Source organism: Janthinobacterium sp. J1-1, from assembly GCF_030944405.1.
Classification (GTDB): Bacteria; Pseudomonadota; Gammaproteobacteria; order Burkholderiales; family Burkholderiaceae_D; genus Janthinobacterium.
In genome coordinates, this window is record NZ_CP132339.1 from 6,231,958 (window position 1) to 6,244,915 (window position 12,958).

The window sequence follows — 12,958 nt, forward strand, 5'->3', positions numbered from 1 at the left end:
CGCATGATTTGATACCATGACGATCGAATCAATTACAAGGCACCGCATGATTTCCAATGAACGCTTTGCCGGCATCCGCGCCTTTGTGCAAGCCGTCGAGGCCGGCAGCTTCAGCCGCGCCGCACAGCAGCTGGGCCTGTCGCCATCGAGCGTGGGCAAGGCCGTCGCGCGGCTGGAACAACGGCTGGATGTGCGCCTATTTCACCGCACCACGCGCAGCCTGTCGCTGACCGACGAAGGCCTGGCCTTCCACGACAGCTGCGTGCGGGCGCTGGCGGAACTGGAACAGGCGGAAAATGCGCTGGCCGAGCGCCGTATGCAGCCTGCGGGCCGCCTGCGCATCGCCGTGCCGGTGCTGCTGGGGCGCGACTGGGTCATGCCGCTGCTGCTCAAGCTGGCCGGGGATTACCCGGCGCTGGAAATCGAGGCGCGCTTTTCCAACCAGCCGGTCGACTTTGCCGAGCAAGGCTGCGACCTGGCCGTGCGCATCGGCCTGCTCGACGACAGTGCCAGCCTGGCGGCGCGCCAGCTGGGCATGCAAAAGCTGGTGGTGTGCGCGGCGCCGGCCTACCTGGCGCGGCATGGCGCGCCAGCGACGCCTGGCGCCTTGAACGGCCATGCCTGCATCGGCATGCTGCGTGATGAGCAGCTGGAAGCCTGGCAACTGCGCGAGGCCAACGGGAGCATCAGCGTGCACCTCAGCATGAAAATCAGCGCACGCCTGCGCCTGGGCAATCTGGAAGCGGTCAAGCAGGCGGCGCTGGCCGGCCATGGCCTGGCGCAGCTGCCGCGCTGGCTGGTGGAGCAAGAACTGGCCAGCGGGCAATTGCAAGCGGTGCTGGAAGCGTACGCGGGACCGGGCCTGCCCCTGTACGCCGCCTGGCCCGCCTCGCGCGCCATGACGGCGCGGCTGCGGCTGGTGATCGATACCTTGCGCGGCAATGTGCCGGCCGGCTTGCAAGGAACTGCCGACTGAACGCTTATTTTTTCTCGGCCACTTTCACCGCCGGCTTGACCGCCCCGGCCTTGCCCTGGCCATTGACCTGCAAGCCCGCTTCGGACAGCTTGACGGCGCTTTTCGGGCCGATGCCCTTGACCCGGGTTTCAAAGTCGGACCAGTCCTTGTACGGTCCCTTGGCGCGTTCATCGATGATGGCTTTCGAGGTCGCCGGGCCGATACCCTTGACGCTGTCGAGCGCCGCCTGGTCGGCCTTGTTGACGTCCACCTGGGCCATGGCCAGGCCCATTGTCGCGGCAAGGGTAGCCACGGCCAATACAAGTTGTTTAAACATGGGAAAGTCTCCGTAGTGTGGTTGAAGAACACTGAAACGGCAGACAAGACAGCGCCTGGCCGTCATCGAAGTTTAGCGGACGCGGCATGGGCCGGCGGAGGTGGCGCAGCGGAAGGCCTGCGCCAGATCAAGCGAACTGGCGCAGGCGGTACGGAAGATTTATTGCGGGAACAGTTCCGCGCGCGTGACGGTGGCCGTGCCCAATTTGCCAACCACGATGCCGCCGGCGCGGTTGGCCGTGCGTACGGCGTCGCCCAGGCCCATGCCGGCGCCCAGCATGGCGGCCATGGTGGCGATCACCGTGTCGCCGGCGCCGGACACATCGAACACTTCGCGCGCGTCGGTCGGCATGTGCAGCACCTCATCGGCCGTGTACAAGCTCATGCCCTCTTCCGAACGGGTCAGCAGCAAGGCGTCCAGGCCCAGCTGCGAGCGCATCTGCTGGGCACGCTCGGTCAGCTGCTCTTCCGTGCTCCAGTTGCCGATAATGCGGCGCAGTTCCGACTTGTTCGGCGTCAGCACTGACGCGCCCGCGTAGCGCGAAAAATCGTCGCCTTTCGGATCGACCATCACGATCTTGCCGGCCGCGCGCGCCGCCTTGATCATGTCGGCCACATTCACCAGGCTGCCCTTGGCATAGTCGGACAAAATCACCACGTCGCAGTCGGGCAGCAGGGTATTGAACTGCTTGAGCTTGTCGCGCAGCACCGTATCGCTGGGCGCATCCTCGAAATCGATGCGCAGCATCTGCTGCTGGCGGCCGATCACGCGCAGCTTGATGATGGTGGAAATGGCGGCATCGCGCTGCAGGTGGCTGCGGATGCCGTCCTCGCCCAGCAGGCGCTCGACCTGGCTGCCCGCCTCGTCGTCGCCGACCACGCCCAGCAAACTGGTCTTCGCGCCCAGCGCGGCCGCATTGCGCGCCACGTTGGCCGCACCGCCCAGGCGCTCTTCGCGCCTCTCGATGCGCACGATGGGCACCGGCGCTTCCGGCGAAATACGGCTGACGTCGCCAAACCAGTAACGGTCCAGCATCACGTCGCCCACCACCAGCAGGCGTACCCTGGCCAGGCTGTCTGGCGCCGTCAAGCTTGCCACCTCGTGCGCGCTCATGCCGGCACCTTGATCGAGCGGCCGATGCCGTGGTATTCGATACCATGCATGGCCATGCTGTCCGGCTCGTACAGGTTGCGGCCGTCAAAAATCACCGGCTGTTTCAAGCGCTTCTTGATCAGCTCGAAGTCGGGGCTGCGGAACGCTTTCCACTCGGTCACGATCACCAGCGCATCGGCATCGACCAGGGCGTCGGACGGGCTGTCGGCATAGCGGATGTTCGCCAGTTGCCCTGATGTGAGGTCCAGCGGCAGCACGCGCTGCGCTTCCGCCATTGCCACCGGGTCATATACGGCCACCGTGGCGCCGCGCGACAACAAATCGGCCAGCAGCACGCGCGCCGACGCTTCGCGCATATCGTCCGTGTTCGGCTTGAAAGCCAGCCCCCAGATGGCGAAGTGGCGTCCGGCCAGGTCATTGCCGAAGCGTGTGATCACCTTGCCGCCCAGGATATGCTTTTGCCGGTCGTTCACCGCTTCGACGGCGCGCAGTATCAGCAACTCCTGGTCGTGGCCACGGGCCGTGCGTTCCAGCGCCTGCACGTCTTTCGGGAAGCACGAGCCGCCATAGCCGCAGCCGGCGTACAAAAAGCTGTAGCCGATGCGCGGATCGGAACCGACGCCGCGGCGCACCGCTTCGATATCGACGCCGACCTTGTCGGCCAGGTTGGCCAGTTCATTCATGAACGAGATGCGCGTGGCCAGCATGGCGTTGGCCGCGTACTTGGTGAACTCGGCCGAGCGCACGTCCATCCAGTAGGTGCGCTCGCGGTTGCGGTTGAACGGCGCGTACAGGCTGCGCAGCAGGTCGCGCGCGCGCTCGCCTTCCGGTGTCGTATCGACGCCGATCACGATGCGGTCGGGCCGCATGAAGTCTTCCACGGCCGCGCCTTCCTTGAGGAACTCGGGGTTCGAGGCGACAGAAAACGTGGCATAGGTGGCGCGCAGGTCCAGTTCGGCCTGGATGGCGGCACGCACTTTTTCGGCCGTGCCGACCGGTACCGTCGACTTGTCGACGATAACCTTGTATTCGTTCATGTACTTGCCGATGCCACGCGCGGCGGCCAGCACGTATTGCAGGTCGGCCGAGCCGTCTTCGTCGGGTGGCGTGCCGACGGCGATGAACTGCAGCACGCCATGATGGGCGGCCGCTTCCACGTCAGTGGAAAAGGTCAGGCGGCCGGCGGCGCGGTTGCGCGACACGACTTCTTCCAGGCCAGGTTCATGGATGGGGATGCCGCCGCTGTTGAGCAGTTCGACTTTTTTCGCGTCGAGGTCAAGGCAAAAGACGTCATTGCCCAGCTCGGCCAGGCAGGCGCCCGTGACGAGGCCGACATAGCCGGTGCCGATAATGGTGATTTTCATGGTTGTACCGTATGGATAAAAAGCAGGTCTTACATAGAAGTACACGCCACATTGCCCGAGGCAAGGTGACGTGTACGAATCAGTTCATGACGTTGAGTTCTTCGGTGCGGCGCGGTGGGTAGGTTTCCCACTTGTTGCAGCCGGGGCAGTGCCAGTAGAACTGGCGCGCCTTGAAGCCGCAGTGGCTGCACTGGTAGCGGGCCAGTTTTTGCGTGTAGCCGTGCACCAGGTTTTTCACCATCGACAATTCGGACCAGATCGCCGCCGGCGCGTCCATCATGCGCGCTTCGAGCAGCTTGTCCAGGCCCAGCAGGGTCGGCGTGCGGCGCAGCTCGGCGCTGACCAGCTGCTTGGCGGCGTCGACGCCGTCCAGGTCCAGCACCGCCTTGAACACCACTTCGATCAAATCGATCGACGACGCTTCCTCCAGGTAGGAACGCAGCAGGTTGATGCCTTCCTGCGGGCGGCCCAGCTTGCTGTATCCATCCATCAGGCGCTGCGCCACCAGCGCCACGTGCGGCACGCTTTGCTGCTCGACGCGACGCCAGGTCATGATCGCTTCTTCCACGTCGCCGCGCGCCAGCAGCACATCGCCCGTCAATATCGTGGCGCGCACGCTCTTGCGGTCGGTCTGCAGCGCTTTTTCCAGCAGCGGCATGGCTTCGTCGGGTTTCAGATGCACCAGCGCGTCATGCGCCAGCTCGCAATAGAACTGCGCGATTTCCTTCTGGCGCGCGCCGGCACCCGATTCCTGCAAGCCCAGCGCCGCTTCGATGGCGCGTGGCCACTCCTTTTCGCGCTGGAAGATTTCCAGCAGCGCCCGGCGTGCCTGCACCGCATATTGCGTCTCGACCAGGCCATTGAAGGTTTCTTCGGCACGGTCCAGCAGGCCCGCTTTCAGGTAATCCATGCCCAGCTCATAAGCGGCGTGCACCTGCTGTTCCTGCGGCAGGTCCGGGCGCGCCAGCAGGTTTTGATGGACGCGGATGGCGCGTTCCGTCTCGCCGCGGCGGCGGAACAGGTTACCCAGCGCGAAGTGCATATCGGCCGATTCGGGATCGAGCTTGACGATTTCGATAAACGAGTCGATGGCCTTGTCATGCTGTTCGGTGAGCAGGAAATTCAGGCCCTTGAAGTAATTGCGCGGCAGGCTGCGCGATTCCGACACCAGCTGATGGATGTCGACGCGCGCGGCGATCCAGCCCAGTGCAAAAAACAGGGGGATGCCCAGGAACCACCAGAATTCAAATTCCATGCGATAGTTTTTATTCGTATAAGAGAAAAAAGAAAGACCGCAGCATCAAGGCTGGGTACTGACGCCGTCCGGTTGCGGCTGCACATTCGGCGACACGCCGACGGTCTGCAGCGCGGCGATCGTGGTTTTTTGCCGGGTCGCTTCACGGCGGTGGCGGAACACGGTCGGTGTCAGGGCCAGTACGCCCAGGCTGGCGCCGGCGACAAAAAAGCCCAGCAGCATCAGGACCAGCGGACCACGGATTTCATAATTGAGGAAGACATGCAGGTCGACCACCTGCGCATTCTTCAGCGCAAAGCCGAAGAACAGGACGAAAAGAACACAGCCAACGATGGTGGAGATGATTTTCATCGATAGGTCCAGACCAAGAAAAACGGCAATACAAAGGGGGTTCGTGCCACACGGCACAAAGCTTCGCCATATTAACAAAAAAAAGCGGCATCCAAGGACGCCGCTCTTTGTTTTCCGCCTTCCAGCAGACGATTAATCCTCGATGATCGGTTGTCCGACCATCGCGTCCACGCGCTCGCGCAACTGTTTGCCCGGCTTGAAGTGAGGCACCCGTTTTTCAGGCACCATCACCTTGTCGCCCGACTTCGGGTTGCGGCCGATGCGCGGTGGCCGGCTGTTCAGGGCAAAACTGCCAAAACCGCGGATCTCGATGCGCTGGCCGGTCGCCAGGGCGTTGGTCATCGCATCGAGAATGGTCTTGACGGCATACTCCGCATCTTTCGCCACCAGCTGAGAATAACGCTCAGCGAGGCGGTTGATCAGCTCGGATTTTGTCATCTGCCAGTATCCGCAGTCTTAGTTCTTGTTATCGAACTTGGCTTTCAACAAGGCGCCCAGGCTGGTGGTGCCCGAAGCTGCGTTGTTGTCGGTAGCGGCCATCTTCTGCATGGCTTCCTGGGTTTCAACATTGTCTTTCGCTTTGATCGACAGTTGGATACCACGGGCTTTGCGGTCGATGTTCAGCACCATTGCTTCAACGGTGTCGCCGACTTTCAGGTGCGTACCAGCATCTTCAACGCGGTCGCGCGAGATTTCGGAAGCGCGCAGGTAGCCTTCAACTTCTTCGGACAGTTGGATCACGGCGCCTTTAGGCTCAACCGATTTAACGGTACCGGTTACCAGCGAGCCTTTGTCGTTCATGGCTGCGAAGTTGTTGAATGGGTCACCTTCCAGTTGCTTGACGCCCAGGGAAACGCGCTCGCGCTCAACGTCGATGGCCAGAACGATGGCTTCCAGTTCGTCACCTTTCTTGAAGCGACGCACGGCTTCTTCGCCGGTTTCGGTCCAGGACAGGTCGGACAGGTGCACCAGACCGTCGATGTTGCCGGCCAGGCCGATGAACACGCCGAAGTCGGTGATCGATTTGATCGCGCCGCGGACTTTGTCACCTTTCTTATGGGTAACACCGAAGTCGTCCCATGGATTGGCTTTGCACTGTTTCATGCCCAGCGAAATACGACGACGCTCTTCGTCGATTTCCAGAACCATTACTTCTACTTCGTCGCCCAGTTGGACAACTTTGTTAGGAGCAACGTTTTTGTTCGTCCAGTCCATTTCGGAAACGTGTACCAGACCTTCGATACCTTGTTCCACTTCAACGAATGCGCCGTAGTCGGTCAGGTTCGTTACTTTACCGAACAGACGGGTGCTTTGTGGGTAACGACGGGACAGACCGGTCCAAGGATCGTCGCCCAGTTGTTTCACGCCCAGCGAAACACGGTTTTTCTCTTGATCGTATTTCAGGACTTTGGCGGTGATTTCCTGGCCAACCGTCAGGACTTCCGACGGGTGACGTACACGGCGCCATGCCAGGTCGGTGATGTGCAGCAGGCCATCGATACCGCCCAGATCCACGAACGCGCCGTAGTCGGTGATATTTTTGACGACGCCGGTCACGACCGTGCCTTCTTTCAGCGTTTCCATCAGTTTCTGACGCTCTTCGCCCATCGAAGCTTCGATGACGGCGCGACGCGACAGAACCACGTTGTTACGCTTGCGGTCCAGTTTGATGACCTTGAATTCGAGGGTCTTGCCTTCGAATGGGGTGGTATCTTTCACTGGGCGGGTGTCAACCAGCGAACCCGGCAGGAATGCGCGGATGCCGTTGGTCAGGACGGTCAGGCCGCCTTTGACTTTGCCATTGACGGTACCGACGACGATTTCGCCCGATTCCATCGCTTTTTCCAGGGCCAGCCACGAAGCCAGACGCTTGGCTTTATCGCGCGACAGGATGGTATCGCCGAAACCGTTTTCCAGCGATTCGATCGCCACGGAAACGAAGTCACCAACTTTGACTTCCAGTTCGCCGTGGTCGTTCTTGAATTCTTCGACAGGGATGAATGCTTCGGATTTGAGGCCGGCGTTAACGATCACGAAATTGTGGTCGAGGCGCACGACTTCAGCGGAAATAACTTCGCCGGAGCGCATATCTTGACGCGACAACGATTCCTCGAAGAGCGCAGCAAAACTTTCCATACCGGTAGATTCGTTAGTTGTAACAGTAGACATAGGGTTCACACAGGTTATCCAGCAGAGATCGCACGATGCGACTTAAACTGGGTTAGGTTTTTGACACACCCGGACAGGCCAGGAGCCGTCAACGGGCACCACATAGCTCACGCTATTTCATTGCAGCTGCATGCCATTTCAACACGGTTTCGACGGCTTCATCAGCCGTCATCGCCGAGGTATCAAGGACATGCGCCCCTTCCGCGGGGACCAGCGGCGCAATCGCACGGTGAGTATCACGTTCGTCCCGCGCCTGCAAATCCATCAGAAGGTCTTCCATATTAGCAGAAAAACCCTTGTCTATCAATTGCTTGTAGCGCCGTTGCGCGCGCGCCTCGACGCTGGCCGTCAAAAACACTTTCAACTGGGCATGCGGAAAGATCACCGTGCCCATGTCGCGCCCGTCGGCCACCAGGCCCGGCGTCTTGCGAAAACCCAGCTGCAGGCTGACCAGCGCATGGCGCACGGTTGGCAGCACGGCAATCTTCGAGGCCGTGTTGCCGACCTCTTCCGCGCGGATCTGCTCGGTGACGTTTTCATGTGCCAGCAGGATCTCGCCATTGGCAAAGTGACAAGGCAGATGCTCGGCCAGCTTGGCCAGCGCGTGCTCGTCGCGCAGGTCGGTGCCGCGGCGCAGGGCCGTCAGCGCCGTCAGCCGGTACAGCGCGCCCGAATCGAGGTAATGAAAGCCGAGCTTGTCGGCCACGCGGTGCGCCACCGTGCCCTTGCCGGAAGCGGTGGGGCCGTCGATGGCGATGACCGGGATATGGGTTGTGGACATGGTTGGCTTTATCGATTAAATCAAAGTGTCTTTGGCAATCCCCGCAAACGCGGCGAAATACTCGGGGAAGGTCTTGGCCACGCATTTCGGGTCATTGATGCGCATTTCATTGCCACGACGGGCGGCGCCGTCCAGCGAGGCCAGCGAAAAGCACATCGCCATGCGGTGGTCGTCATAGGTGTCGATGGTGGCGGCAGAGATCTCGGCCGGCGGCGTCACGCGCAGGTAGTCCGCGCCCTCTTCCACGTCGGCGCCCAGCTTGCGCAATTCGGTCGCCATCGCCGCCAGGCGGTCGGTTTCCTTCACCCTCCAGCTGGCGATATTGCGCAAGGTACTGGTGCCGTCCGCATACAGCGCCGCCACCGCGATCGTCATGGCCGCGTCGGGAATATGGTTGAAGTCCATGTCGACCGCCTTCAGGGGGCCGTTCGAGCGCGCCTCGATCCAGTTCTCGCCCATGGTAATGGTCGCGCCCATCTGCTGCAGGGCTTCGACGAAACGCACGTCGCCCTGGATGCTGTCGCGCCCCACGCCTTCCACCCGCACCGGGCCGCCGCCGATCGCGCCGGCCGCCAGGAAGTAGGATGCCGACGACGCGTCGCCTTCGACGTGGATGGTGCCCGGGCTTTGATACTGCTGGCCAGGCTGCACCGTGAACGACTGCCAGCCGTCATGTTCGACCGTCACGCCGAAGCGCTGCATCAGGTTCAGCGTGATTTCGATATACGGCTTCGAGATCAGTTCTCCCGTCACGTCGATGGTCACCGCATGGTCGCGCGCCATCAAAGGCGCCACCATCAGGAGGGCCGTCAGGAACTGGCTCGACACATTGCCGCGCACGGCGATGCGCTGGGCATGGATATGGCCGCGGCGGATGCGCAGCGGCGGAAAGCCGTGCTCGCCCGTGTATTCGATCTGCGTGCCGACCGCGTTCAGCGCGTCGACCAGGTCGCCGATCGGACGCTCGTGCATGCGCGATACGCCGTGCAGCGTGTAATCGCCACCGATCACGGCCAGAGCCGCCGTCAGCGGGCGGATCGCCGTGCCGGCATTGCCCATGAACAGATCCGCTTCGTGATTCGGCAACACGCCGCCGCAGCCTTCCACATGGTGCACCTGGTGCAAGCTGGCGGCATCCGCATTCAGGTCGAGTTCATCCTGGGTCCACTTCACGCCCAGCGAGGTCAGCGCGGTCAGCATGACGAAAGTGTCGTCCGAGGCCAGCAGGTCGACGATCTTGGTCGTGCCCTTGGCCAGCGCGGCCAGCAGCAGCACGCGGTTCGAGATGCTTTTCGAGCCGGGCAGGCGCACCGTGCCTTCGGCGTGGATCACCGGCTTCAGATCGATATGGTGGGGGTAGTGCTTGGTCTGGGTCATGCTCAATCCTTCAAAAATTTTAGGTAGGCGCCGGTGTTTCCGCCGTTTCAATCGCCTCTATCCATTGCTGCCGCGCGTGCTGTGCGTTGACGTAGACATGTTCAATCGCCGCGCCATCCTTGGCCGCCAGGTGCGCGCGCAAGGCGCTCAGCTGCGCCATATAGGAATCGAGCTCGGCCAGCAGCGCCGGCTGGTTGGCCAGGCTGATATCGCGCCACATTTCGGGCGACGAGCCGGCAATCCGCGTAAAGTCGCGAAAACCGCTGGCCGCATATTGAAACAGCAGGCCGGCATGGGGCTTGTTGGCGATATCGTCGACCAGCGCAAAGGCCAGCAAGTGCGGCAGATGGCTGACGGCGGCAAATACCTTGTCGTGTTCTTCGGGGCTCAAGGTATGCAAAATGGCGCCGCAGGCGCGCCAGGCGGCAGCCACTTTCTCCACATCGGCTTCAGCGTTTTCCGCCAAGGGCGTCAGCACCACTTTCTTGCCCTGGTACAGATCGATAATGGCCGCATCCGGCCCGTTGGTTTCGCGGCCCGCGATCGGGTGGCCGGGCACGAACTGCGCCACCTTGTCTTTCAACGCCTCGCGCGCCGCCAGCACCACATCGGACTTGGTGCTGCCCGCATCGGTGACGATGGTACCCGGCCGCAGATGCGGCGCGATCGCCGCCAGGATGGCGCCGGTCTGCGCCACGGGCGCCGCCAGCAGCACCAGGTCGGCGCCGTTCAAGGCTTCGGCCATGTCGCCGCCTATCTCGTCGATGATGCCGAGTTCCAAAGCGCGCGCCATCGACGCCTGCGAGCGGCCCATGCCGACCACGTTGTGGACCGCGCCCGCATGCTTCAGGGCGCGCGCAAACGAGCCGCCGATCAGGCCCGCGCCAAAGATGACAACCTTGTTCAATCCAGGCGTCATCATGGGATCAAGCCAGCGCTTTCGTCAGCGCGGCGATAAAGATGGCGTTTTCCTGCGGCAGGCCGATGGAAATGCGCAGCCATTGCGGCAAGCCATAGCTGCCGACCGGACGCACGATCACGCCCTGTTTCAGCAATGCCAGGTTGACGCGCGCACCGGCTTCGTCGTCATCGCCCACTTTCACCAGCACGAAGTTGCCGTGCGACGGCACATATTCCAGGCCCAGCGCCTCGAATGCTTCCGTGAACTGCTGGTAGCCGGCCGCGTTGTTGCGCGCGCTTTTTTCCAGGAATTCCTTGTCGTTCAGGGCGGCGATCGCGGCTGCCTGCGCCATCGAGTTCACATTGAACGGCTGGCGGATACGGTTCATCAGGTCCGTCAGCACCGGCTGGGCGATGGCAAAGCCCACGCGCAGTCCGGCCAGGCCATACGCCTTCGACAGGGTGCGCGACACCACCAGGTTCGGATACTGGCGCACCCAGTCGGTCGACTCGTACTGGTCGTCGGCCGACAGGAATTCGTTATAGGCTTCGTCCAGCACGACGACGACATGCTGCGGCACTTTCTGCAGAAACGCTTCGATCTGCGCGGCCGACAAAAAGGTGCCGGTCGGGTTGTTCGGATTGGCGATAAACAGCAGGCGCGTGTCGTCGGTAATGGCCGCGGCCATCGCGTCGAGGTCATGGCCATAGGCCTGCGCCGGCACCACCAGGTGGCGCGCGCCCAGGCCCTGCGTGGCCAGTGCATACACGGCAAAGGAATACTGCGAATACACGACCGCCTGGCCGTGCTGCACGAACGCGTGCGCGGCAATTTCCAGGATATCGTTGCTGCCGTTGCCCAGGGTGATCCAGTCGGCCGGCACGTCATAGCGCTGCGACAGCACGGCTTTCAGGTCGAAACCGTTGGCGTCCGGGTAGCGGCCCAGGTCATCGATGGCGGCGATCATCGCCTGCTTGGCCGAGTCCGGCATGCCGTACGGGTTTTCATTCGAGGCCAGCTTGACGATGGAGGCTTCGTCGAGACCGAATTCACGCGCAACTTCCGCGATCGGTTTGCCGCTCTGGTAAGGAGCGATGGCGCGGACGTATTCAGGACCGATATTTTTAGACATGGTGTGCTTTAAAAGTTGGTAATTGATTGGGCTGGTGGCTGTTGTTGGGTTACGCTGCGCTAACCCAACCTACGGCTCATTGTAGGTCGGATTAGGCCGCAGGCCGTAATCCGACACCACCGTTGGCGTCACAGGCTGACCGGATACGACCCCAGCACCTTGAAGAACGCCGCATTGCCCTGCAGTTCAGCCAGCGCCTGCGCCACGGCAGGGTTGTGCACGTGGCCTTCCACGTCGACATAGAAATAATACTCCCAGCTGCCCATGCGGGCCGGGCGCGACTCGAAGCGCGTCATCGACACGCCGTGCTTGGCCAGCGGCGCCAGCAACTGATACACGGCGCCGGCCTTGTTCGGCACGGCCAGTACCAGCGAGGTCTGGTCCTTGCCCGACGGCGCCGTTTGCAGCGTTCCCACCACGGCAAAGCGGGTACGGTTGTGCGGGTCGTCCTGGATATGGCCCTTGACCACGCCCAGCTTGTACTGGGCGCCGGCCAGTTCGCTGGCAATCGCCGCGACCGCACCGTCTTCGCCGGCCAGGCGCGCCGCTTCCGCGTTCGAGGCCACGGCGTGGCGCGCGATATTCGGGTAGTGCTGGTTCAGCCATACCTGGCACTGGGCCAGCGCCTGCGAGTGGGCGCAGATCGAGGTCACGCCGTCCATATTGCCGCTCTTCGTCATCAGGCTGTGATGCACGGCGATCGACACTTCGCCACTGATGATCAGGCTCGTTTGCAGCATCAGGTCCAGCGTGCGGTTGACGGCGCCTTCCGAGGAATTCTCGATCGGCACCACGCCAAAGTCCGCCGTGCCCGCTTCGGCCGAGCGGAACACTTCATCGATGGAGGCGCACGGCAGGCCTTCGACGGCGCTGCCGAACTGCTGGTACACGGCCTGCTCGCTGAAGGTGCCGGCCGGGCCCAGGTAGGCGACGGTGACGCGCTTTTCCAGCGAGCGGCAGGACGACATGATTTCGCGGAAGATGGTCTGCACTTCGCGGTCGCCCATCGGGCCGGGGTTGCGCTCGGCCACGCCACGCAGTACCTGCGCTTCACGCTCGGGGCGGAACACGGGCGCCTGGGTTTCGGCCTTCACATGGCCCACTTCCTGCGCGATCAGCGCGCGGCGGTTCAGCAGGTCGAGGATTTGCGCGTCGATCGCATCGATCTGTTCGCGCAGGGGTTTCAATTTATCGGTCATGGTGTTGTTTCGTCAGCTGTACTT

The 12,958-nt window shown here is 62.3% G+C and carries 13 protein-coding genes; 1 reads left to right on the top strand and 12 read right to left on the bottom strand.

The genetic code is table 11. The features are described 5' to 3' along the window. Positions 1–46 precede the first annotated feature (46 nt). The gene (locus Q8L25_RS28405) at positions 47–976 is read left to right on the top strand and encodes a LysR family transcriptional regulator (protein WP_308922569.1); all 930 of its coding nucleotides are present in this window, start codon (positions 47–49) and stop codon (positions 974–976) included. Between the two features lie 4 nt (positions 977–980). Here the strand turns inward: Q8L25_RS28405 and Q8L25_RS28410 are convergent, their stop codons facing one another. The 12 genes from Q8L25_RS28410 to pheA form a co-directional block, all read right to left on the bottom strand. After that, positions 981–1,292 carry a helix-hairpin-helix domain-containing protein gene (locus tag Q8L25_RS28410; protein ID WP_308922570.1) on the bottom strand — a complete coding sequence of 104 codons (312 nt, stop codon included), beginning with the start codon at positions 1,290–1,292 and terminating at the stop codon, positions 981–983. Between the two features lie 159 nt (positions 1,293–1,451). After that, complete coding sequence (gene rfaE1 / locus Q8L25_RS28415; RefSeq protein WP_308922571.1) at positions 1,452–2,405, bottom strand: D-glycero-beta-D-manno-heptose-7-phosphate kinase; 954 nt, start codon at positions 2,403–2,405, stop codon at positions 1,452–1,454. Continuing rightward, entirely contained in the window at positions 2,402–3,769 is a 1,368-nt protein-coding gene (locus tag Q8L25_RS28420; protein WP_308922572.1) for a UDP-glucose/GDP-mannose dehydrogenase family protein, read from the bottom strand. Before Q8L25_RS28420 ends, rfaE1 begins: the two co-directional genes overlap by 4 nt. Before the next feature lie 79 nt (positions 3,770–3,848). Continuing rightward, on the bottom strand, positions 3,849–5,024 hold the full coding sequence (gene lapB / locus Q8L25_RS28425) for a lipopolysaccharide assembly protein LapB (RefSeq protein ID WP_308922573.1): 1,176 nt from the start codon (positions 5,022–5,024) through the stop codon (positions 3,849–3,851). Positions 5,025–5,069: 45 nt separating this feature from the next. Further along, entirely contained in the window at positions 5,070–5,375 is a 306-nt protein-coding gene (locus tag Q8L25_RS28430; protein WP_308922574.1) for a LapA family protein, read from the bottom strand. A gap of 132 nt (positions 5,376–5,507) precedes the next feature. After that, a complete protein-coding gene (locus tag Q8L25_RS28435) occupies positions 5,508–5,813 on the bottom strand; it encodes an integration host factor subunit beta (RefSeq protein ID WP_008446215.1) in 306 nt (101 codons plus the stop codon). 18 nt (positions 5,814–5,831) lie between these two features. Next, entirely contained in the window at positions 5,832–7,511 is a 1,680-nt protein-coding gene (rpsA, locus tag Q8L25_RS28440; protein WP_034751798.1) for a 30S ribosomal protein S1, read from the bottom strand. 145 nt (positions 7,512–7,656) lie between these two features. After that, the gene (cmk, locus tag Q8L25_RS28445) at positions 7,657–8,325 is read right to left on the bottom strand and encodes a (d)CMP kinase (RefSeq protein WP_308922575.1); all 669 of its coding nucleotides are present in this window, start codon (positions 8,323–8,325) and stop codon (positions 7,657–7,659) included. A 15-nt stretch (positions 8,326–8,340) separates the two neighbouring features. Beyond that, positions 8,341–9,702, bottom strand: a complete 1,362-nt coding sequence (gene aroA, locus Q8L25_RS28450) for a 3-phosphoshikimate 1-carboxyvinyltransferase (RefSeq protein ID WP_308922576.1) — start codon at positions 9,700–9,702, stop codon at positions 8,341–8,343. 19 nt (positions 9,703–9,721) lie between these two features. Beyond that, the gene (locus Q8L25_RS28455; protein ID WP_308922577.1) at positions 9,722–10,624 is read right to left on the bottom strand and encodes a prephenate dehydrogenase/arogenate dehydrogenase family protein; all 903 of its coding nucleotides are present in this window, start codon (positions 10,622–10,624) and stop codon (positions 9,722–9,724) included. A 4-nt stretch (positions 10,625–10,628) separates the two neighbouring features. Next, on the bottom strand, positions 10,629–11,735 hold the full coding sequence (gene hisC / locus Q8L25_RS28460; protein ID WP_308922578.1) for a histidinol-phosphate transaminase: 1,107 nt from the start codon (positions 11,733–11,735) through the stop codon (positions 10,629–10,631). A 128-nt stretch (positions 11,736–11,863) separates the two neighbouring features. Further along, on the bottom strand, positions 11,864–12,934 hold the full coding sequence (gene pheA / locus Q8L25_RS28465; protein ID WP_308922579.1) for a prephenate dehydratase: 1,071 nt from the start codon (positions 12,932–12,934) through the stop codon (positions 11,864–11,866). Between the last annotated feature and the right edge of the window lie 24 nt (positions 12,935–12,958).